This is a genomic window from Comamonas fluminis (genome assembly GCF_019186805.1).
Taxonomy (GTDB): domain Bacteria; phylum Pseudomonadota; class Gammaproteobacteria; order Burkholderiales; family Burkholderiaceae_C; genus Comamonas; species Comamonas fluminis.
On the sequence record NZ_CP066783.1, the window covers coordinates 159,899 to 180,295 of the forward strand.

Below are 20,397 nucleotides of genomic sequence, written 5' to 3' on the forward strand. Positions count from 1 at the left end.
CGGCAGGAATGGGCGCTGCGCCGCACAATCGATGCATTGGTCCTGGCGGCAGCGTGCTGCGGGACTGCGAAAGGCTAGCTGATGTCCCAAGAACAATTTCTCTCTGAACTGATTTCCACCCTGGGCGCTGATGTGGCGCAGGCTGCGGCAGATGTGCCCGAGCGCTACTGGACGGACTGGAGCGGCACACCGCCCCAGCAGCCGCTGGCACTGGTGCGCCCGCGCAGTACCGAGGACGTGAGTGCCCTGCTGCGTCTGTGCTCGGCGCATGGCGTTGCCGTCGTGCCGCAGGGCGGCCTGACTGGTCTGGCGGGTGCTGCCGTGCCCACCGAGGGCGCAGTGGCCGTGTCACTGGAGCGGCTCAACGTCATTGAAGACATCAACACCCGCACAGGCCTGATGCAGGTGCAGGCAGGTGTCACGCTGCAAAACGTGCAAGAGGCGGCGGTGAATGCAGGCATGGTGTTTGGCGTGGACCTGGGCGCGCGCGGCAGCTGCCAGATTGGCGGCAATGTCTCCACCAATGCGGGCGGCAACGGCGTGCTGCAGCACGGCATGATGCGCGAGCAGGTGCTGGGTCTGGAAGTGGTGCTGGCCGATGGCTCGGTGCTGCCCATGCTGCGCCCCATGATCAAGAACAACACGGGCTACGACCTCAAGCAGTTCTTCATTGGCGCGGAAGGCACGCTGGGCATCATCACCCGCGTGCTGCTGCGTCTGCGCCCCGCGCCACAGGCCACGGCCACCACGCTGGTGGCTATGCCTGACTTTGATTCCGCACTGGCCGTGCTGCAGCGCATGCAAGCCCGCTTTGGCCACAGCGTGGCGGCGTACGAGCTGATGTGGGACAGCTTTGTGCAGGCCTCGCTGTCATGGCTCAAGCTGTCGGCACCGTTTGCCGATCGTCATCCGCTGCTGGCGCTGATCAATGTGGATGGCAAGAGCGAAGCACAGTTGCAGGAAGATATTGGGCAGGTGCTGGAAGAAGCCATGGAAGCGGGCGAAGTGGTGGACGCCATCGTGGCCCAGTCCGTAGCCCAGGCCCAGACGCTGTGGAAGCTGCGCGAAGCCCCGGCAGAGCTGAACAACAATATGCACCCTGCTATCAACTTCGATGTGAGCCTGCCGCAGGCCGACATTGGCCGATTTGCGGATGCCTGCGAAGCCGCCTTCAGCGCCCGCTGGCCGCAGAAACATGCGCTGTACTTCGGCCATGTGGGCGACGGCAATCTGCACGTATCAGTGGATGGCGCCACCGTGAATGGCGAGTGCGAAGCGGTGGAGGACGAGCTGTACCGTCTGGTGGGCGAGTTCAAGGGCAGCGTCTCGGCAGAGCACGGCATTGGCCTGCACAAAAAGCCCTATCTGAACCACAGCCGCACGCCCGCCGAGCTGGCTGCCATGCGCGCCATCAAGCAGGCGCTGGACCCGCTGGGCCTGATGAACCCCGGCAAGGTGTTCTGAGTGCGGCCTTTTGTCTTTCACCAGGGCACGGCGCCGCTGCTGATCTCCATGCCCCACACCGGCACCCATGTGCCGGCTGATATCGCTGCCAAGCTCACGCCTGCAGGCCGCGAGGTGCATGACACCGACTGGCATATGCCCACGCTGTATGACTTTGCCAAGCAGATCGGCGCATCGACTCTGGTGGCCACGCATTCGCGCTATGTGATTGACCTGAACCGCTCGCCAGACGGTGCCAGCCTCTACCCCGGACAGAGCGTGACAGGTCTGTGCCCTATTGATGGTTTTGATAGCAAGCCTCTCTATCTGCACAAGGGTGACGAGCCGAATGAGGCAGACATTGCGCGCCGCCGTGCACTGTACTGGCAGCCCTATCACGACCAGTTGCGTGCCGAGCTGAATCGCATCAAGGCCGCGCATGGCGTGGCCATGCTGTGGGATGCGCACAGCATTCGCTCGGTGCTGCCGCGCTTTTTTGAAGGCAAGCTGCCTGACCTGAATCTGGGTACGGCCGATGGTCAAAGCTGCGACCCGGCGCTGGCCCTGCAACTGCTGGCGATTGCGCAAACCGCCCTGGCGCACACCAGCGTGCTCAACGGTCGCTTCAAGGGCGGCTACATCACGCGCAACTATGGTCAGCCCGAGCAAGGCTTCCATGCTGTGCAGCTGGAGATGACACAGTCCAGCTATATGCAAGAGCAGATGCCGTTTGACTATCTGCCCGCCGTGGCCGACCAGATCAAGCCCACGCTGCAGCAAATGCTGCAGGCGGTGCTGAGTTTTGCGCAAAGCCGCTGAATGCGGTGCCCGGGCCTGCCTATGATGGGCAGGCCATGACTTACCCTCTGTTTGACACTGAAGCACGCGAGCCCGAAGCGCTGGACAAGGGCGCGGTGCTGCTGCGCGGCTTTGCGGCGGCCGAGGCTGAGCGCTGGATTGCCGAGGTGCAGCAGGTGCAGGCCCAGTCCCCGTTTCGCATCATGACCCGACCCGGCGGTGCAAAGCTTTCTGTGGCCATGACCAATGCGGGTGACTGGGGCTGGGTGTCGGATGAAAAACGCTATAGCTACAGTAGCGTTGACCCATTGACCGGTAATGACTGGCCTGCAATTTCCCCCTTTCTTTTGCAGCAGGCAGGGCTGGCGGCTGCGCAGGCGGGTTACGAAGGCTTTGTGCCCGATGCCTGTTTGATTAACCGCTATCGGCCCGGCACCAAGCTCACACAGCACCGCGATGAAGACGAGGCAGACTTTGCCGCGCCCATCGTCTCGGTTTCGCTGGGCTTGCCCTGCACCTTTCTCTGGGGCGGGCTCACGCGGCAAGACCCCGCCCGGCGTCTGCAGCTGACCCATGGCGATGTGCTGGTCTGGGGTGGGCCTACGCGGCTGGCCTACCACGGGGTCAATCCGCTCAAGGATGGGCGCCATCACCTGCTGGGTGCAGAGCGCTGGAATCTGACCTTTCGCATGGCCAAGGCACGCTACCCCGGGCGGTGAAGCAATTGCAACACAGTGAAAGCGGCAGTGCCCAAGGGTGCGCGGCTTCGTACCATGGTGCGCAACTCTCAGCTCACCAAGGTCTATGTCCGATACCAGCTCCGCACCACAGCATCTGGCGCAAAGCCAGGCCGTTATTGATCGTCTGCAAGCGCTGACCACACCTTTTGCCAGCGCCGACAAGGGGCTCCGAGAGCACTTGCTGGCCGCTTGGCTGGAAAAGCTGCAAGCCCTGCGGGAGCTGGGCCTCCATGCCGAGGGCGCACAGGCTGCGGATGCACTGGCCCAGCACCTGGAAGGCGCGGCCCCTGAAGACTGGCACTGGCTGGCTCAGGCCCTGTTTCAGAAAGGACTGGCGCAGGCCCGCCATGGTGACTATGACGAGGCGCTGGCCACATGGCGCACGCTGGCGCAGCGATTTGAGCAAACCGAGTCTGCCCAGGTGCGTGAATGGCTGGTGCGGGCAGGCTACGAAACCATTGCGCTGACCGTGTACCGCGGCGCGACCTTTGCCCGCGTGGACATGGTGCGTGAGGCTGATCGGCTGGAGGAAAAATTTGGCAAGGACGAATGGCCTGCCACGCAGCAGCAGGTAGCCAGAATTCGTTTGCGCAGGGCCGAGCTGCTGGAAGACCTGGAGTACTACCCGCAGGCGCTCGATGCCTATGAACAGCTGAGCCGGGATTTGCCGCACAGCCGCTTTGACGACGTACGTGAAGTGGCGGCCGATGCCGCGCTGGCCCGCGCCAGGTTGCTGAAAAAGCAGGAGTCACCCGCCGCCAATCAGGCGCTGGATGAGCTGCTTGCCACCTATGCGGGCAGCCAGCACACCGGCATTCGCCAGACGCTGGCTTTGGCGCAGGTGGACCGTATTCAGCGCCTGCAGGATGAGGGCAACTGGCCATTAACGGTGGCGGCCTGCGAGCAGATGGAGGCGCAGTTTTCAGACTCTGACAGCGCTACCGAGGTGCGCAGTCTGGGCCGCTGCCTGCAAGTGCATGTCGATACCCTGTATCAGATGCTGGATGAAGCCAGTGATGAAGATCCGGCAGAAGAATGGGAGGCGCAGGCCAAAGCCTTGAGCGAGCAGCACTGGCAGCGCCATGCCTTGTATCCGAATGCGCAGGTGCGCAGCCTGGCGCTGAACGCCTGGATCAATGCCTGCGAGCGCATGGATGAGCAAGAGGCACTGGACGCGTACGAGCAGGCGCTGCAAAAGCTGGGTGACGATGAAGCCCCAGAGCTGCAAGCCGCTTTGGCCAGAGCCTGGATCAACAAGCTCAACACCGAGGCCCAGGTGCGCGGCGCAGCAGAAACCTTGCCTGGCATTGCAGTCATGGAGCAGCGCTTTGCCAGCAGCGAAGACGCGACGGCCCAGGTTTTGTTGGCGCGTGCCCAGAGGCTCAAGGCCCGTTTGCATCATCGCCTTGGCGATCTGCCTGCGGCATTGGCTGCCTTGCAGGCTTTGACAGAGCGGCCTGAGCCTGAAGATATGAGCGAAGGCCTGCAAGGCACCTGGCACAGGCAGATCGCCGAGGCCATGAATCTGGAGGCCGAGATATGGGCCAAGCAATCTCCACCGGCGCACGAGAACCCCAGTGGCCGGGACGCGAGTGGCGAGCTGCTTGAGCCACCCGCCATCAGCGATGCAGAGCGCCAGCATGTTGCAGTGGCCCAGCGCATGTTGCAGCGCTTTGGCGACAACCCAGACCAACGTGTGCGTGCACTGGTGCTGGAGGTTTTCTACAACCTGGCCGTCAGCCAGCGCGACCGTCTGCATTTTGAGGATGCGATTGAGACCTACCAGACAGCGCTGCAGAAATTTGCGGGCGACCCGGGTGAAGCGCTGGCCCAGAATGTGGCCGGCTGCTATCTGAATCTGGCTTATGTGCAGATGCAGTTGCTGCGGCGCAATGCAGAAGCGCTCAAGACCTATGACGCGCTGATTGCGCATTTCGGCAGCAGCACGCGGCCGATTGCACGCGATACCGTGGCGCGGGCCAACGCCAGCCGCCTCACCTGCCTGAACCGGCTGCAAAGTCAGGGCGTGGAGGTGAACTATGGCGATCAGTACGAAGCCATGACCGCTGAACAGCTCAAAGCGCTCAGGCGCTTGCAGGACGATGGAACGCAGCTGCAAAAAAAGGAGCAATACCGCGAAGCCATTGCAAGCTATGACCAGATCATCGAGCCTCATCTGCAGTCGCTGCACCCAGAGCTGCGCGCCCTGTGTCTGGATGCGCTGGTCAACAAAGGCTTTTGCCTGGGGCGTCTGGGTCAGCGCGAGGCGGCGCTGGCCGTCAACGATGAAGTCATTGAGCGCTATAGCGGCGACATGAATCTGTCCTTTGAAAAAGACGTGGCGCTGGCCCTGGCCAACAAGGCCGTGCAGCTGGACAAGCTGGGCCGCCCGGATGAGGAAATTGCCGTCTATGACGAAATCATTCGCCGCTGGCGGGGCAACAGTCTCAGCTATCTGCGCATGCGTGTGGCGCGTGCCATGTGGAGCAAGGCCTTCACGCTGGCCGAGCGCGATGTGCAGGCCGCCGAGGCGCTGTATCGCCAGACCATAGACCGCTATCTGCCCGCCGCTGAGCCCGAGGTGCGGCTGGAGGCGGCCAAGGCCTGCGTCAGCCTGGGGTCGCTGCTGCGCAAGCAGGGCCGCTATGAAGAAGCTGCGGCCGGCCTGGAGATGCAGCTGCAAACGCTGGACAAGGACAATGCCCCGGGCTTTGCCGAGCAGGTCAACTGGCTGCGCCTGCAACTGGCACGCAATTACGGCAAGACCGGCCAGAGCGAGCCACAGCTTGCCATGTATCAGCGCTTGCTGGCGCTGCCTGAAGGGGCGCTGAACAGCCAGCAGCTCAAGGCGGCGCAGGAGGAATATCAGGCCTGCAAGCCGCCCGAGGGGCTGCAGGCGCTGCGCCAGAAAGCAGCCAGCGCCATTCTGGGAATGTTTGGCAAGCGCTGAATATCGCTGCGCCGCAGGCCGATCACCTTGGGTATGACTGGTTTACCCAGAAGCTGTGGCCCGGTGCGGCCCGACCTTCCTACAATGGCGGGCTATGAGCCAGCCGAAAAACCTTCCTGCACAGCTACCGGTTTATACCCGGGCCCAAGAGCTGCCCGCCACTCTTGCCAAGCGCATTGCCATTCTGGACGGTGCCATGGGCACCATGATCCAGCGCTTCAAGCTGGGCGAGGCCCAGTACCGTGGCGAAGGCTACACCGGTGCCGACGGCGCGGGCGACCGCTTCAAGGACTTTGCCTACGACGTCAAAGGCAATAACGAGCTGCTGTCGCTGACCCGCCCCGACGTGATCCGCGATATTCACGAAAAATATCTGGCCGCCGGTGCCGACCTGATCGAAACCAATACCTTTGGTGCGACCACGATTGCACAGGACGACTATCACATGGCCGATCTGGCCTATGAGATGAACCTCAAAAGCGCACAACTGGCGCGCGCGGCCTGCGACAAGTACAGCACGCCGGACCACAAGCGCTATGTGGCTGGCGCTCTGGGCCCCACGCCCAAGACGGCTTCCATCAGCCCCGATGTGAACGACCCCGGCGCTCGCAACGTCACGTTTGAATCGCTGCGCAAGGCTTATCTGGAGCAGACGCTGGCGCTGATCGAAGGCGGTGCCGACGTGATTCTGGTCGAAACCATTTTTGACACCCTGAACGCCAAGGCCGCGCTGTTTGCCGTGGATGAAGCGTTTGAGCAGACCGGCGAAGTGCTGCCCATCATGATCAGCGGCACGGTGACCGATGCCTCGGGCCGTATTCTGAGTGGCCAGACCGTGACGGCCTTCTGGCACAGCGTGCGCCATGCCAAGCCGCTGTCCATTGGCCTGAACTGCGCCCTGGGTGCCAGCCTGATGCGCCCCTATGTGCAGGAACTGGTCAAGGCCGCGCCTGATACCTTCATCAGCTGCTACCCCAACGCCGGCTTGCCCAACCCCATGAGCGACACCGGCTTTGACGAAACGCCCGAGATCACCAGCCGTCTGGTACACGAGTTTGCGGCCGAAGGACTGGTCAACATCGTCGGCGGCTGCTGCGGCACCACGCCCGACCACATTGGCGCGATTGCCCAGGCCGTGCAGACCACGCCAACGCGCAAGCTGTTCTATCCCGCTGAAGCCTGATTCAGCGATTTAGATAAAAAAGGGCTGCAGCGCTTTACCAGTAAGCGCGAGCAGCTCTTTTTTTTGATAGTTGCAAGCTGGGGCGTCACAATGGGCTGACCCAGACTTTTTCTGCTTTCAAACAGACTGCTGCATGACTGCACCCCTGAAACCCATTGCGCCTGCGCTGCCAGTGGCCTTGCCCACGGGCCAGAACGCTGCTGCATTGGGTCAGGCGCAGGTGAATGTGGCGGCAGCCCAGGCCGCTGCGACAGTGGCAGCATCGCAGGCGAAACCTGCAGTGCCAGCGCCACCAGTGGTCAGCACCCCAGTGCAGTGGTCGCCGCAGACCTTGCAAAACCTCAAGCTTCAGGCATTTGAGCATCTGATTGCCCAGCTGGCGCTGCAGGTGCAGGGTCAAAGTGGAGCATCAGCCGTGAAGTGGCCCAGCCAGGGCTTGCCTGCGGCGGTGCAGCAGTTTGTGCAGAACCTGCTGGCGCAGGTGCAGGTCAGCATTCAGGGGCAGGCTTTACCGCTGCAACTGCTGGCGGGGCAGCAAGGCTCGGTCGCCTTGATGCAAGCCGTGGCGCACTCTGCGACGCAATCGGCATCCTCAGGCGTGCAGCCTCCCAGCTCTGCCTTGCAGACGGCTGCAGCCCTTTCGCCCACCGCAGCTGTGGCGCTGGAGCAGGCCCAGCAAGGCTCAGCGCCCGCCAGTGCGGCACCGCGTCTGCCGCAACTGCAGAACTGGCTGGTGCAGCAGGGCACGCTGGTCACGCCGCAAGGCGAGCGCGGCTTTTTGCTGACCCTGCAAGTGCCCGCCGCCTGGGCGCAGGCAGCAGGGGCGGCGTTGACGCCTGCGTTGGCAGCAGGCACGGCACTGCGCCTGCCGGTGGCTGATTTCAGCACCTTGAGCAACGGCCCGCTGGCGCTGGTGGTGCAGCCGCAGGCTCCCGCAGCGGCAGCAGTCGGCACGTCAGCGCTGGCCACCAGCGCCTTGCTGTGGCTGGAGCTGCAACCCCTCAGCGCAGCCACGGCTGCGGCTGGCCCTTCGCAGCTTGCAGGTTTGCCACTGGCCATGCCTGCCCCAGCGCTGGCTCAGGAGGTGCAGCAACTGCTGCAAAACAAGTCAGACCCTTGGCTGATGATGGCGGCTGCACAGGCTGCCAACGCGTTGCCAGTGCCGCGCCGCAATAGCGAACATCGCTCGCACTTGTGCAGCACCGAGGGTTGCCAGTACCAAGGGCTGGCACCTTGTGCGCAGCCGTTTTGCAGCGAGATGAACCGCATCTGGGCCAGTCAACGCGTTGCAGCCAGCCGCTGAGCGGGCCTGAACCAAGCTGACGCAGGGGTGGACTGGGTACCAGCTCGCCTTTCATAATGCCCGTGTTGCCTGCTTTTTAAGCAGGTTTCTCCAGCCGGAACTGGCAGCAGCGCTGCCCCGCAAGTTCCGCCTGTCCTCAGTGCAGCCGCGTGGCTGCCAGCCTTTGTCTCATCCCACAGGTCACCGACCTGCCTTCTGTCTGTTGCGGCGCTTGATGCCCGCAGGGCAGAGCGTCATCACAACTCAAGGAGAACCCCCGGCATGCGCTTGCGTATTGGCATTGCTTATTCCACATGTTTCACCCTTCTGGCGGCAGCCCTGCCCGCCGCCGCGCAGACTTCCAGCGTCAGCATCAGCGGCCTGATTGATGGCGGCATCTATCGCGGCTTTGATGGCACGGCTCAGGCGGGCACCATTCAGCGCAGCAATCTGGCCATTGCAGGCTGGGAAGATCTGGGTGGCGGCCTCAAGGCCACGTTCCGGCTGAGCACGCGCTTCGATATCGATACCGGGCGCATGGAAGACGCGGGTAGCAAGCCCTTCTGGCATGACGAATCCACCGTGGGCCTGCAAGGCAGCTGGGGCCATGTGCGCATGGGCCGTGCCCTGTCGGCCATGTGGTCGCAGGACTGGAAGTTCGACCCCTGGGGCAATTTCAACCGCATTTCTTCGCCAGCCTGGCAGCAGTGGCACTACCTCACGCCCACCGACCGCTACAGCAACAACGGTACGGCGGAATACGGGCGCATGGCCAACGGCATTTTTTATGACTCACCGACTTTCGGTGGCTTTACCGCGCATTTGAGCGCATCGCCAGAGCGCACCGAAGTGCCGCTCACCTTGCGCCGTGAAGGCCGTGGTTATTCGGCATCGCTCAACTATGACTCGAACAGCCTAAGCGGCATGCTGGCCTTTGAGCGCAATGGCAGCGGCGACAAGGACACGTTTGCCGCCGCCAAGTACAGCTTTGGCGCAGCTGCCGTGATGGCCGCCTGGGATTACACGCGCGTGGCGCAGACGGCGCTGTCTGCCAAGGCCGTGACGCTGGGCGCCAGCTACCAGATGGGTGCGACCACCCTGAAGGCGGGCTATGGCCGCCAGCGCATGCAGGAGCAGACCAACCACTTCTACTCCGTGGGAGCGGACTACGCGATGTCCAAACGGACCACGCTGTACGCCAGCCTGGGCCGCAAGAGCTATGAGCACGGCGCGGATTCTGGAACCTCGTTTGGCGTGGGCATGGCACACGCGTTCTGAGCTTGAGCGCATTCCAAAGCCGCAGCACCGCAAGGCCGCTGCGGCTTTTTTGTGCCTGTAGCGAATTCCCCCTAACTTTAGACGGAATTAAATCGGCCTTTCTGGGCGCTTGTTGTGACTTTTTGCGGGTGGATGCGAGTCTTGTATACCTCTTTCCTGGCCTGGTGCAGGCCAAAAAACGCTAAAAACCCAATTTTTTGCGCGCATCTCCGCTCTTTTGCAGCGATTTATGAGGTGGTCTCTGATTCTGAACGCTGCAGTTGAATGCATAAGCAGGACTGTTGAGGGAAGTTAGCGCGGGCTGTTCTGAATGAGGGGCGAAATTCTGGCTTCTGCGTTCAATTTACGTTCAAAGATGGCGTAACTTCTGACAACGTCTTGCTGGGTGACTATTTGCACCTTGGCTCTGTAAATCCTTGATTTTTTTGACCAGAATTCGCTGCATTCCCCCGATTGAGGAGTGACAGCCATGTCCTATAGCGAATCCACCACCCTGACACAAGCCACCACCGCCTGCACCACCCAGACCATGCACTGGCATGCACCTGCCAAGGGCGTTGCGGCGCCTGAGCAGCAGCCCTGGCCTGTGGAGGCTGTGCAGCAGCTGCTGGACATGCCTTTCCTCGATTTGCTGCACCGCGCCCAGAGCGTGCACCGTGAGCACTGGCCTGCAGGCGAGATCGAGCTGGCCACGCTGCTGTCCGTCAAAACCGGCGGATGCCCCGAAAATTGCGGCTACTGCCCGCAGTCGGCCGAGTTCGACACCGGTGTGAAAGCCGAAAAGCTGATGAGCGTGGATGAGGTCACCCGCGCCGCGCAGGCTGCCAAGGATGCGGGCGCCACCCGCTTTTGCATGGGGGCCGCCTGGCGCGCACCCAAGGACCGCGACATCGAAAAAATGAACGAGCTGATCGGCGCAGTGAAAGGCCTGGGCATGCAGACCTGCGCCACGCTGGGCATGCTGCAGCCGCATCAGGCGGCATCGCTGCGCGAAGCGGGGCTGGATTACTACAACCACAACCTGGACACCGCGCCTGAGTACTACAAGGACGTTGTGAGCACCCGCCAGTACCAGGACCGGCTGGATACGCTGCAGGCCGTGCGCGGCGCGGGCATCAGCGTGTGCTGCGGCGGCATCATCGGCATGGGCGAGGCACCGGTGCACCGTGCAGGTCTGATTGCCCAGCTGGCCAATATGCAGCCCTACCCCGAGTCCGTGCCTATCAACAGCCTGGTGCCCGTGCCCGGCACGCCGCTGGCCGATAGTGACCCGGTCGATCCTCTCGATTTTGTGCGCGTGATTGCCGTGGCCCGCATCACCATGCCCAAGGCGCGCGTGCGCCTGTCCGCAGGCCGCCAGCAACTGGGCGAAGCCGTGCAGACCCTGTGCTTCACGGCTGGTGCCAACTCCATCTTCTACGGCGACAAGCTGCTGGTGACCGGCAACCCCGATGCCGAGGCCGACACGCAGCTGATGCGCAAGCTGGGCCTGCATGGGCTGAAGACAGCGCAGGCACAGATGCAGGCACAGACGCAGGTCTGAATGCATTGATATCTTTTTGATAGCTGCTAGCGCTTAATTAATAAGCGCAGTGGCCTGATTTCATTCAGAAAAACCTGCTGGCTGCTGCCGTGGCCAGTGACGTTGCGGCGTGCTCGTTTCAGGGCTGCAGCCTTTTTTGTGGTGCCCTGATGCAGATCGCGTGATCTCTGCAGGGCGGAGCTTTGCCTGTGCCAGCACAGGCCTCATGTTCTGGAGTGTTTCTCATGTCTTTTCCTCGCGGCCTTGCGGCTTTGATGGCAGCGCTTCCTCTGACGGGCGTCTGGGCGCAGGCGTCATCGGTTCAGATCAGCGGCTTTCTTGATCTGGGCATTTATCGTGACTTCAAGGGCACGGCTCAGCTGGGCACGATTCAGCGCAGCCACATCACTTTTTCGGGTGTGGAGGATCTGGGTGGCGGCCTCAAGACCACGTTTCGCCTTAGCCATCGGCTGGATCTGGACACGGGTCTGAACGAAGGCTTTGGGCAAAAGCCGTTCTGGCATGGCGAATCCACCGTGGGCCTGCGTGGCGACTGGGGCCATGTGCGGCTGGGCCGTGCGCTGTCGGCCCTGTGGGCGCATGACTGGAAGTTTGACCCCTGGGGCCATATCAATCGGGTGGCGTCATCGGCCTGGTACCAATGGTTTTATTACGTGCCCACGGACCGTGTCAGCAACAACGGCGCGCCAGAGTTCGGGCGCACCAGCAACGGGATCTTTTATGACTCGCCCACGCTGGGCGGCTTTACGCTGCACCTGAGTGGCTCGCCCGAGCGCACGCTGGGCCCGGGTGGCGGTAAGCCGTATGCCGCGTCGCTGGAATATGCGCAGGGGCCGCTGGCGGGCATGCTGGCGTTTGACCGCAATGGCAGCGGCGACCGGGCTTCGTTTTCCGCCTTCAAATACAAGCTGGGCGATACCTCGCTGATGACTTCTTATGACGACAGCCGAAAAGCCCAGAACCAGGGCCGTTCGCGCGTGGTCTCTATCGGCGCAACGCATAAGCTGGATGTACAGACCACACTGAAGGCGGGCGTGGGGCGGCAAAAGCTCAATGAGGATGTCAACCTGTTCTATTCACTGGGGGCGGACTATGCGCTGTCCAAGCGCACCACGCTGTACGCCAGCCTGGGCCACCAGCGGCCTGCGAACAGCGGGGCAAGAACCTCTCTGGGCGCAGGCATGTCGCACGCTTTCTAAAAGCAAAAAAGCCGCTGAATGGCGTCAGCGGCTTTTTGGGGATGGGGCAGGGCGGCTTACTTGCCTGTGCCTTCCACGATCTTTGGCACGCGTGGTGCCACATGGCACATCAGCTCATAGCCCAGAGTGCCTGCGGCGGCGGCGATTTCGTCAATGGGCAGCACGGCGCCATTGCTGGCACGGCCCCAAAGGGTGACTTCGCTGCCCAGCTTGGCCTTGGGCAGATCGGTCAGGTCCACGGCCATCATGTCCATGCTGACACGGCCCAGCGTGCGGGTGCGCACACCGTCCACCAGCACCGGCGTGCCCGTGGGGCAGACGCGGGGGTAGCCATCGGCATAGCCGCAGGCGACTACGCCCAGACGGGTGGGGCCTTCGGCCTTGAACTTGGAGCCATAGCCCACGGTATCGCCAGCCTGCAGCATCTGCGTGCCGATGATTTTGGAGGACAGCGTCATCGTGGGCTGTAGATTCCAGTGCGCAATATCGTGCGAGGGGAAATCTGGCGAGCTGCCATACAGCACGATGCCGGGGCGGGCCCAGTCGCAGCGCACCTTGGCATCGTCGCCATGCAGCAGGGCTGCAGCGCTGTTGCTGATGCAGCGCTCGCCGGGCAGGTCGCGCGTGGTTTCATGGAAGACCTGCAGTTGGTGGTCTATGCCATGGTCCACATCGGCGTCGCTGAAGTGGGTCATGAAGGAAATTTCATCCACCTGGGGCAGGGCGTTCAGGCGCGCATAGGCTGCACGAAAGCGCTCGGGCGTGAAGCCCAGACGGTTCATGCCGCTGTTCATCTTCAGAAAGACTCGGTGGCCGACCTGGGTCTTGTGGGCGGCCAGCCAGTCGATCTGTTCGTCGCAGTGCACGGCGTGCCAGATGGACAGGCGTGAGCAGATCTCCAGATCGCGCAGCTCGAACACGCCTTCCAGCAGCAGAATCGGGCCGCGCCAGCCCAGATTGCGTACGCGCTGGGCTTCGTCCAGGTCCAGCATGGCGAAGCCGTCGCTCGCTCGAAGGCCTTCAAACACGTTTTCGATACCGTGGCCATAAGCGTTGGCTTTGACCACGGACCACAATTTGGCATCGGGCACGGCTTGCCGTACCCGCTCCAGATTGTGGCGAACGGCTTCAGGATGGATGGTGGCAGTAATGGGACGGGGCATGGCTTTTCTCAATCAGACCAGTGGGATTCTGGCACTGTCAGGCCAAGCCTGCGTGATATAACCGCCAGTCACTTGCCACAGGGTCTCTTATTTCCTTGGCATCGGCCCAGCCGGTGCCAGTTACAGCTAATTCATGAAGCGCGGTTTCTACACCATCATGTCAGCGCAGTTTTTCAGCTCGCTGGCAGACAACGCCTTGTTTGTGACCGCTGTCGAGCTGTTGCGTGCCAATGGCGCCCCCGAGTGGCAACGTGCTGCTCTGGTGCCCATGTTCGCCCTGTTCTATGTGGTTCTGGCGCCGTTCGTCGGCGCATTTGCAGACGCATTGCCCAAGGGCAAGGTCATGCTCATCAGCAATGCCATCAAGGTGGTGGGTTGTCTGATGATGCTTTTTGGCCATCACCCGCTGGTGGCCTATGCGGTCATCGGTCTGGGGGCTGCGGCCTATTCGCCCGCCAAATACGGCATTTTGACGGAGCTGCTGCCTGCATCGCAGCTGGTCAAGGCCAATGGCTGGATCGAAGGCCTGACCATCACTTCCATCATTCTGGGTGTGCTGGTGGGCGGTCAGCTGGTTGGCCCCACTATTTCCGATCATCTGCTGGCTTTTGACTTCCCGTATTTCGACACCGGCGTGGATACCCCGGCGGAAGCCGCCATCGCCGTGCTGATCCTGATCTACGCGATTGCCGCCTGGTTCAATCTGCACATTCCGCTGACGGGCGTGGCCATGCGCCCGCTGCGCCAGGACCCGGACAAGAGCCTGGCCGCCAACGTGCTGGGCCTGCTGCCAGACTTCTGGCAGTGCAGCAAGCGCCTGTGGGCCGACAAGCTGGGCCAGATCTCGCTGTCCACCACCACGCTGTTCTGGGGGGCATCCGGCAATCTGCGCTACATCGTGCTGGCTTGGGGCGCTGCAGCGCTGGGTTACAGCACCACACAAGCCTCGGCGCTGGTGGGCGTGGTTGCCATAGGCACAGCCGTGGGCGCCGTCGTCGCTTCCATGCGCATGCGCCTGGACAACGCCACACGCGTTATCCCGCTGGGCATGATGATGGGCCTGCTGGTGGTCTGCATGATTTTTATCGACAACCTCTGGGTTGCCATTCCCTTCCTCATCGTGCTGGGCGGGCTGGGTGGCTTTCTGGTTGTTCCCATGAATGCGCTGCTGCAGCACCGGGGTCACAACCTCATGGGTGCTGGGCGCTCAATTGCGGTGCAGAACTTCAACGAGCAACTGGCCATTCTGGCCATGGGCGCGTTCTACAGCCTGTCTACCAAGATGGGGCTCACGGCCTTTGGTGCGATCACCGTCTTTGGCCTGCTGGTGGCCGCTACCATGGTGTTGATCGGCCTGTGGCACCGCCATAACTGCAAGCATCATCCACAGGAAGTGGAAAAGCTGCTGGAAATCGCTCGCCGCGACTGCCATTGATACCTGCAGCCACGGCTGCAAAAAACTACTGAATTGATAGCTTCTAGCGCTTTATGCAAAAGCGCTAGAAGCATTTTTTATGCATAGTCCTCTGCCCATATTTGCGCTGCTGCTCAACGCCCTGATCTGGGGGCTTTCCTGGTGGCCGTTTCGCCTGATGCACGATGCCGGCCTGCACCCGCTGTGGGCCACGGCGTTCATGTATGCACTGGTGCTGGTTGGGCTGATGGCACTGCGCCCTGGTGCAGTCAGGCAGGTCTGGCGGTACCCGGTATTGATTTTGCTGGCAGTCAGTTCGGGCCTGAACAACGTGGCCTTTAACTGGGCCGTGACCGTGGGCGACGTGGTGCGCGTCATTTTGCTGTTCTATCTCATGCCCGCCTGGGCGGTGCTGCTGGCCTGGAAACTGCTGGGTGAAAAACCCACACCCATGGCGCTGCTGCGCCTGCTGCTGGCGTTTGCGGGCGTGGTGCTGGTGCTGCTGCCCGCAGATGCATCGCTGGCGGGCCTGTTTTCCGGCCTGTCTCTGGCCGATGGGCTGGCGGTGTTCGGCGGCTTCATGTTTGCCTTGACCAATGTGCTGCTGCGTCGCTTTCAGCACATTCCGGCCCAGGCACGCATGCTGGCCATGTTTGCGGGCTGCATGAGCATGGGCTTGCTGAGCGCAGTCGCCGCTAGCGCCGTGGGCGCGGTTTCAGGCTTTCCTGCGCTGCATGCCGACTGGCTGCTGGTGGCAGTCGGCCTGTCGGTTTTGCTGATGCTGGGTAACTGGGCGCTGCAGTTCGGCGCAGCGCGCCTGCCCTCGGGCGTGACCTCGGTGGTCATGCTGTCCGAGGTGGTGTTTGCCAGCGTGTCATCGGTGCTGATTGCTCACAAGACCCTGTCTGGCCGCACGCTGGCTGGTGGGGCGCTCATCATGGGGGCCGCGCTGCTGGCGTCTCTGGGTAATCTCAGAAAGCAGCGGTAAACAGGCTGAAGCGCTTATGTATGAAGCGCTGAAAGCTCTGCTTTCGATAGTTAAACCAGCTTTTCCGCAAGTATCAGATATCCCGGCACCCAGCCGGTCAGCACGCCCTGCGCAATGCACAGCCAGCCTGTCATGCGGTCAATGGGTTTTTTGAGGGCCAGCAGAACGAAGAACAAGGCCCAGAGCACGGCCCAGGCAGCCCAGTTGATGCCCATCCACCAGTCCAGTGCGCTGTGGGCGCTCAGCAAGCTGTCAATGGCTACGGGCACAGCGGTGATGGCGACAAACAGGCTGAACCAGCCCAGTCCCCGGCCATCTGCGCCTGTGAAGCGATTGAAGGCGACCCAGAGGTACGTGAAGGCAAACAGCAGCGTGAGTGCACCGCTCTTGATGGAGGCGGCATCAGCCGCAGGGCCAAAGATGCTGGCCAGCCCGATGCACAGCGACACCACGCCGGTGAAGATGTTGATGACCCAGATTTCCTTGTCGGCAATCTTGCCCAGCATCCACAGGCCGTTGAGAAACAGCACGGCACCCACGTAAAACAGCGATAAACCCAGCCACATAACAGTCTCCTTCTTTTCTCAAAAAGCCATGCGGCGGTTTGTGAAAAGAATGAGGCCCGCGCACGGCAAACGCGAGCAGGCCAGCCTGGGCGGATGGCATGTGCGCGAAATCGTCATCGGGCCTGTCTCCGGTGCAGCAACTGCGCGGGCAGGCTGGCAACTGGGGCAGGTGTGCCGACCAAGCCGGGCGCGGTCAGCGCTGGCCTGAGCGGTCTTTGATGCAGAAGCTCCAGGTGACTGGGCATTCTGCGAGCAGCCTTGCGCGGAGCAAAGCTGCTTTCACATCAAGCAGCGGTCTGGCGGCGGCGCGCACGCTCCAGTTGCTGCGCTACCTGACGGGGGTTCATGCCGTACATCTCGGCAAAATCCTGCTCGGAAGTCTGACCGCTCAGGGTGAAAGAGCGCAGCAGTGCTTCGTCCTTGGCGGCGCGGGCATCGGCTTCAGTCAGTGCTTCGGCGACCAGGGTGTTGGTGGCTTCGTTCTTGCCCAGCACGCGCTCGGCGTACTCTTCGCGGGTCAGGCCAGAGGCTTCATAGGCCACGATGATGCGGTTGCGCAGCTTGGGCGTCAGGTCTTCCTGCGAGCGCTGCTGGCGACGGCGGAACACCTCAATCAGCGCGTGGTGCACATGCTCGGGCAAGGTGGCTTCCACGGGCTGACCATTCAGGTCATGGCGAGGCTGGCCGCTGGCCATGGCTGCCAGATAGCTGCCAGAGCGTGTGTGCTGCTGAATGGCGGCCTTCAGGGCTTCCTTGTCCAGCTCGGGGTGAGCGGCCATCAGGTCTTCAAAAATACCGCGCTTGAAGGGAACGAGCTGCTCGCCAAACAGGGCTGGGTGCCACTGGGCCAGTTGCTCCAGCAGTGGATTGGCGGGGCGTTGTGCCTGCTGAGGCTGGGCTGCCTGGGCCGACTTGGCGGCATTGCCACCGCGGCCACCGCCACGGCGCGAGCGGCGCACGGCAGAGCCTTGTTCCTGCGCAACGTTCTGTGCCTCAGGCTGCTGGGCGGCCTGGGCTTGCTGTTCTTGTGGTTGAGACACGATTTCAGTCATGGCAAAGCCCGTGGGCTTGAGGGAAAAAACCTCCCATCATGCCAGCAACGGCAAACTGCAGTGGCAATCGGGGGTGTCGGGCCGTGCTTACCCGGCTGTCAATGACTGGTCCAGCAGCTCTACCCAGTGCATCACGGGTACATCGGTGCCGTTTTGCAGATGCACGATGCAGCCCATGTTGGCCGACAGAATCGCCGCTGCTTTGGCCGGTGCAAAAGGCTCGTCCAGCGCGGCGATCTTGCGTTGGCGCAGCTGGTGCGAGATTTCGGGCTGCAGCACCGAATAGGTTCCTGCAGAGCCGCAGCACAGGTGCGATTCGGTACGCGCCACGCGCACGTCAAAGCCCAGCTCACGCATCGCGCCTTCCACGCCGCCGCGCAGCTTCTGGCCATGCTGCAGCGTGCAGGGCGGGTGGTAGGCCACAGGGGCCTGGGGCGTCTGCAACTGGCCTTGCAGCTTTTTCACCAGTTCAGGCAGCATGGCGGGCAGCAGCTCGCTCAAGTCCCGGGTCAGCGCGCTGATGCGTGCGGCCTTGTCGGCGTACTGCGGCTCGTGGCGCAGCAGATGGCCGTAGTCTTTCACGGTGGCGCCGCAACCCGAGGCATTCATCACAATGGCTTCGACCTCGCCGCTCTCTACCAGCGGCCACCAGGCGTCGATATTGGCGCGCATCTGGGCTTTGCCGCCTTCCTGGTCGTTGAGGTGAAACTTCACCGCGCCGCAGCAGCCTGCATTGCCTGCAATCACGGTCTGCACGCCCACGGCATCCAGCACGCGGGCAGTGGCGTAGTTGATGCGGGGCATCATGGCGGGCTGCACGCAGCCTGCCAGCAGCAACACCTTGCGCGCATGTTCGCGTGTGGGCCAGAGGCCAGCATCCTGCGCAGCAGGAATCTTCTCGGCCAGTGACTCTGGCAGCAAGCCTTTCACTGCCCGGCCCAGCTTCAGCGCGGGGGCAAACAGCGTGGAATTCATGCCCTCCTTGAGCAGCCAGCGCTGCAGTTTCTCGCCTGTGGGGCGTTCAACCTGTTCGTCCACAATCTTGCGGCCAATATCCACCAGATGACCGTATTGCACGCCACTGGGGCAGGTCGATTCGCAGTTGCGGCAGGTCAGGCACCGGTCCAGGTGCTCTTGTGTGGAGCGTGTGGGTGTCTGCCCTTCCAGCACCTGTTTGATGAGGTAGATGCGGCCGCGCGGGCCGTCCAGCTCGTCGCCCAGCGTCTGGTAGGTGGGGCAGGTGGCGGTGCAGAAGCCGCAGTGCACGCATTTGCGCAAGATGGCTTCGGCTTCAAGCCCCTCGGGGGTTGCGCGGTATTCGGCGGCAAGATTGGTTTGCATGGCGACTCTTTTCCTTGTTACCAATTCGCCGACAGACGGCCCACGTTGAAGATGCCTGAAGGGTCAAACGCCTGTTTGAGCCGGGCGTGAATCTGAGCGCTGGTGCGGCCTGCGGCGCTGCTTTGTGCATAGGTATCAAAATCGCTGATACCGCTTATCTGATGTGGGCTTTCAGCTCTGAAAAGAGAAGCAGAACCACCTACGGACTGGGCCAGTTGCTGCAACGTGGCCGCTGCCGAACGTGGAGCCTGCACCCAGCGCTGCGCGCCGTGCCACTCAATGAAGGGGCCGGTGGCATCGGCAGGCAGCGGCAGTGGTGCTGCGGTGGCGGGCACGGAAAGCCGCCACAGGCAATGGTCGGCGGCACGCGCTGCGAACCAGGGTAGCGTCAGGTCGCGGCTGGCACGCCAGTCAGCCGCCGTGGTTTCGGCGTTCAGCAGTTCGCCGCCCAGGCGCAGGCAGGCGGCATGCACGGCAGCGCGTGCACCGCGCAGGCGCAGGTACAGCGTGCCCTGGCTTTGCGCATCTTCCTGCAGCCAGTTGCTGGCATTTAGCGGCAGGGGCTGGCCGCCCCAGTGGTTCAGATGCTGCAGCGCCTGCTGCTGGCTGCAATCGGCAAAGCGCAGCGTGGCTTCGGCCACGGGATGGGGCAGCACCTTGAGGCTGACTTCGGTGATCAGCCCCAGCGTGCCCCAGCTGCCTGCCATCAGCCGCGATACGTCATACCCGGCCACGTTTTTCATGACCTGGCCGCCATAGCGCAGGACTTCGCCCTGGCCGTTGATCATTTCCAGCCCCAGCACAAAGTCGCGCACGGCCCCCACATTGGCGCGGGAGGGGCCGGACAGGCCCGCAGCCACCATGCCGCCCACGGTGCTGTGCGCGCCAAAGTGCGGTGGCTCGAATGCAAGGCACTGGCCCTGGGCGGCCAGCGCGGCTTCCAGTTCGGCCAGCGGTGTGCCTGCCAGCACGGTGACGACCAGCTCGCTGGGCTCGTAGCTGACGATGCCGCTGAGCGCGCGGGTGTCCAGCAACTCGCCCTGCAGCTTCAGGCCATAGAAGTCCTTGCTGCCACCACCGCGAATGCGCAGGGGGGTCTTGTCATGGGCGGCGGCGCGAATGCGCTCGCTGAGGGCTGTGGTGTGGCGTGCGGCTGAATCCATGGCTTGCATGGTAGCGGCTGCACCTGTGCGCTGGGCATGGGGCTGCTTTGATTTTTTTGAAACGCCCGCGTGAATAAAAAAGCCCCGCAGTGGTCGCTGCGGGGCAATGTAATGAAACTGAACTTGCGAAGAAGTGGGTACCCTGAGCTGTATGCCCTTTGATTTGCTGACCGACGCGCTGTTGCGTGAGAGACAGCAAGCAAGGGCCTAGGCGGCCCCGCCGCCCCGCCGCGAGGCTGTCGTCCCCCTTCCTTAGCGCGCAGCGCGTAGAGAAAGGGGGAAGGCGCAACGCGC

At 62.6% G+C, this 20,397-nt stretch carries 17 protein-coding genes; 12 read left to right on the forward strand and 5 right to left on the reverse strand.

Features of this window, described 5'->3' with window-relative positions:
* Positions 1-81 precede the first annotated feature (81 nt).
* The 9 genes from JDW18_RS00995 (at position 82) to JDW18_RS01035 (ending at position 12,416) form a co-directional block, all read left to right on the forward strand.
* Complete coding sequence (locus tag JDW18_RS00995) at positions 82-1,464, forward strand: FAD-binding oxidoreductase (protein WP_218241927.1); 1,383 nt, start codon at positions 82-84, stop codon at positions 1,462-1,464.
* A gap of 48 nt (positions 1,465-1,512) precedes the next feature.
* Positions 1,513-2,262 (forward strand): N-formylglutamate deformylase, encoded by a 750-nt coding sequence (gene hutG, locus JDW18_RS01000; RefSeq protein WP_218243733.1) that lies wholly within the window; start codon positions 1,513-1,515, stop codon positions 2,260-2,262.
* 35 nt (positions 2,263-2,297) lie between these two features.
* A complete protein-coding gene (alkB, locus tag JDW18_RS01005; protein ID WP_218241928.1) occupies positions 2,298-2,960 on the forward strand; it encodes a DNA oxidative demethylase AlkB in 663 nt (220 codons plus the stop codon).
* An 85-nt stretch (positions 2,961-3,045) separates the two neighbouring features.
* Positions 3,046-5,931: a tetratricopeptide repeat protein gene (locus JDW18_RS01010; RefSeq protein ID WP_218241929.1), complete on the forward strand. Its 2,886-nt coding sequence runs from the start codon at positions 3,046-3,048 to the stop codon at positions 5,929-5,931.
* Between the two features lie 94 nt (positions 5,932-6,025).
* On the forward strand, positions 6,026-7,114 hold the full coding sequence (locus tag JDW18_RS01015; RefSeq protein WP_218241930.1) for a homocysteine S-methyltransferase family protein: 1,089 nt from the start codon (positions 6,026-6,028) through the stop codon (positions 7,112-7,114).
* 133 nt (positions 7,115-7,247) lie between these two features.
* Complete coding sequence (locus JDW18_RS01020; protein WP_218241931.1) at positions 7,248-8,417, forward strand: Fe-S oxidoreductase; 1,170 nt, start codon at positions 7,248-7,250, stop codon at positions 8,415-8,417.
* 261 nt (positions 8,418-8,678) lie between these two features.
* Positions 8,679-9,674, forward strand: coding sequence for a porin (locus JDW18_RS01025; RefSeq protein ID WP_218241932.1), 996 nt, complete (start codon positions 8,679-8,681; stop codon positions 9,672-9,674).
* 460 nt (positions 9,675-10,134) lie between these two features.
* Positions 10,135-11,217 carry a biotin synthase BioB gene (gene bioB, locus JDW18_RS01030; protein ID WP_218241933.1) on the forward strand — a complete coding sequence of 361 codons (1,083 nt, stop codon included), beginning with the start codon at positions 10,135-10,137 and terminating at the stop codon, positions 11,215-11,217.
* Between the two features lie 224 nt (positions 11,218-11,441).
* Positions 11,442-12,416, forward strand: coding sequence for a porin (locus tag JDW18_RS01035; protein ID WP_218241934.1), 975 nt, complete (start codon positions 11,442-11,444; stop codon positions 12,414-12,416).
* Positions 12,417-12,472: 56 nt separating this feature from the next.
* Here JDW18_RS01035 and alr read toward each other — a convergent pair whose 3' ends face one another.
* The gene (gene alr, locus JDW18_RS01040; protein ID WP_218241935.1) at positions 12,473-13,579 is read right to left on the reverse strand and encodes an alanine racemase; all 1,107 of its coding nucleotides are present in this window, start codon (positions 13,577-13,579) and stop codon (positions 12,473-12,475) included.
* Positions 13,580-13,712: 133 nt separating this feature from the next.
* Between alr and lplT the strand changes: the two genes are divergently transcribed.
* Together lplT and JDW18_RS01050 are read left to right on the forward strand one after the other, a co-directional pair.
* Entirely contained in the window at positions 13,713-15,014 is a 1,302-nt protein-coding gene (gene lplT / locus JDW18_RS01045; RefSeq protein ID WP_218241936.1) for a lysophospholipid transporter LplT, read from the forward strand.
* 79 nt (positions 15,015-15,093) lie between these two features.
* Positions 15,094-15,981, forward strand: a complete 888-nt coding sequence (locus JDW18_RS01050; protein ID WP_218241937.1) for a DMT family transporter — start codon at positions 15,094-15,096, stop codon at positions 15,979-15,981.
* A 50-nt stretch (positions 15,982-16,031) separates the two neighbouring features.
* Here JDW18_RS01050 and JDW18_RS01055 read toward each other — a convergent pair whose 3' ends face one another.
* Entirely contained in the window at positions 16,032-16,547 is a 516-nt protein-coding gene (locus tag JDW18_RS01055) for an AmiS/UreI family transporter (RefSeq protein ID WP_218241938.1), read from the reverse strand.
* Positions 16,548-16,596: 49 nt separating this feature from the next.
* On the opposite strand from JDW18_RS01055, the gene JDW18_RS01060 reads away from it, so the two are divergent.
* Entirely contained in the window at positions 16,597-16,755 is a 159-nt protein-coding gene (locus JDW18_RS01060; protein WP_218241939.1) for a hypothetical protein, read from the forward strand.
* Between the two features lie 76 nt (positions 16,756-16,831).
* Here JDW18_RS01060 and JDW18_RS01065 read toward each other — a convergent pair whose 3' ends face one another.
* From JDW18_RS01065 to glcE, 3 genes are all read right to left on the reverse strand, one after another.
* The gene (locus JDW18_RS01065) at positions 16,832-17,599 is read right to left on the reverse strand and encodes a ProQ/FinO family protein (protein WP_218241940.1); all 768 of its coding nucleotides are present in this window, start codon (positions 17,597-17,599) and stop codon (positions 16,832-16,834) included.
* Positions 17,600-17,686: 87 nt separating this feature from the next.
* Positions 17,687-18,940: a glycolate oxidase subunit GlcF gene (glcF, locus tag JDW18_RS01070; RefSeq protein WP_218241941.1), complete on the reverse strand. Its 1,254-nt coding sequence runs from the start codon at positions 18,938-18,940 to the stop codon at positions 17,687-17,689.
* A gap of 17 nt (positions 18,941-18,957) precedes the next feature.
* Entirely contained in the window at positions 18,958-20,112 is a 1,155-nt protein-coding gene (glcE, locus tag JDW18_RS01075) for a glycolate oxidase subunit GlcE (protein ID WP_218241942.1), read from the reverse strand.
* Between the last annotated feature and the right edge of the window lie 285 nt (positions 20,113-20,397).

What these genes read in the sequence shown, in the direction of transcription:
- JDW18_RS00995 (WP_218241927.1), top strand. Translation starts at nt 82, where the DNA reads ATGTCCCAAGAACAATTTCTCTCTGAACTGATTTCCACCCTGGGCGCT.
- hutG (WP_218243733.1), top strand. Translation starts at nt 1,513, where the DNA reads ATGCCCCACACCGGCACCCATGTGCCGGCTGATATCGCTGCCAAGCTC.
- alkB (WP_218241928.1), top strand. Translation starts at nt 2,298, where the DNA reads ATGACTTACCCTCTGTTTGACACTGAAGCACGCGAGCCCGAAGCGCTG.
- JDW18_RS01010 (WP_218241929.1), top strand. Translation starts at nt 3,046, where the DNA reads ATGTCCGATACCAGCTCCGCACCACAGCATCTGGCGCAAAGCCAGGCC.
- JDW18_RS01015 (WP_218241930.1), top strand. Translation starts at nt 6,026, where the DNA reads ATGAGCCAGCCGAAAAACCTTCCTGCACAGCTACCGGTTTATACCCGG.
- JDW18_RS01020 (WP_218241931.1), top strand. Translation starts at nt 7,248, where the DNA reads ATGACTGCACCCCTGAAACCCATTGCGCCTGCGCTGCCAGTGGCCTTG.
- JDW18_RS01025 (WP_218241932.1), top strand. Translation starts at nt 8,679, where the DNA reads ATGCGCTTGCGTATTGGCATTGCTTATTCCACATGTTTCACCCTTCTG.
- JDW18_RS01035 (WP_218241934.1), top strand. Translation starts at nt 11,442, where the DNA reads ATGTCTTTTCCTCGCGGCCTTGCGGCTTTGATGGCAGCGCTTCCTCTG.
- alr (WP_218241935.1), bottom strand. Translation starts at nt 13,579, where the DNA reads ATGCCCCGTCCCATTACTGCCACCATCCATCCTGAAGCCGTTCGCCAC.
- lplT (WP_218241936.1), top strand. Translation starts at nt 13,713, where the DNA reads ATGAAGCGCGGTTTCTACACCATCATGTCAGCGCAGTTTTTCAGCTCG.
- JDW18_RS01050 (WP_218241937.1), top strand. Translation starts at nt 15,094, where the DNA reads ATGCATAGTCCTCTGCCCATATTTGCGCTGCTGCTCAACGCCCTGATC.
- JDW18_RS01055 (WP_218241938.1), bottom strand. Translation starts at nt 16,547, where the DNA reads ATGTGGCTGGGTTTATCGCTGTTTTACGTGGGTGCCGTGCTGTTTCTC.
- JDW18_RS01060 (WP_218241939.1), top strand. Translation starts at nt 16,597, where the DNA reads ATGAGGCCCGCGCACGGCAAACGCGAGCAGGCCAGCCTGGGCGGATGG.
- JDW18_RS01065 (WP_218241940.1), bottom strand. Translation starts at nt 17,599, where the DNA reads ATGACTGAAATCGTGTCTCAACCACAAGAACAGCAAGCCCAGGCCGCC.
- glcF (WP_218241941.1), bottom strand. Translation starts at nt 18,940, where the DNA reads ATGCAAACCAATCTTGCCGCCGAATACCGCGCAACCCCCGAGGGGCTT.
- glcE (WP_218241942.1), bottom strand. Translation starts at nt 20,112, where the DNA reads ATGCAAGCCATGGATTCAGCCGCACGCCACACCACAGCCCTCAGCGAG.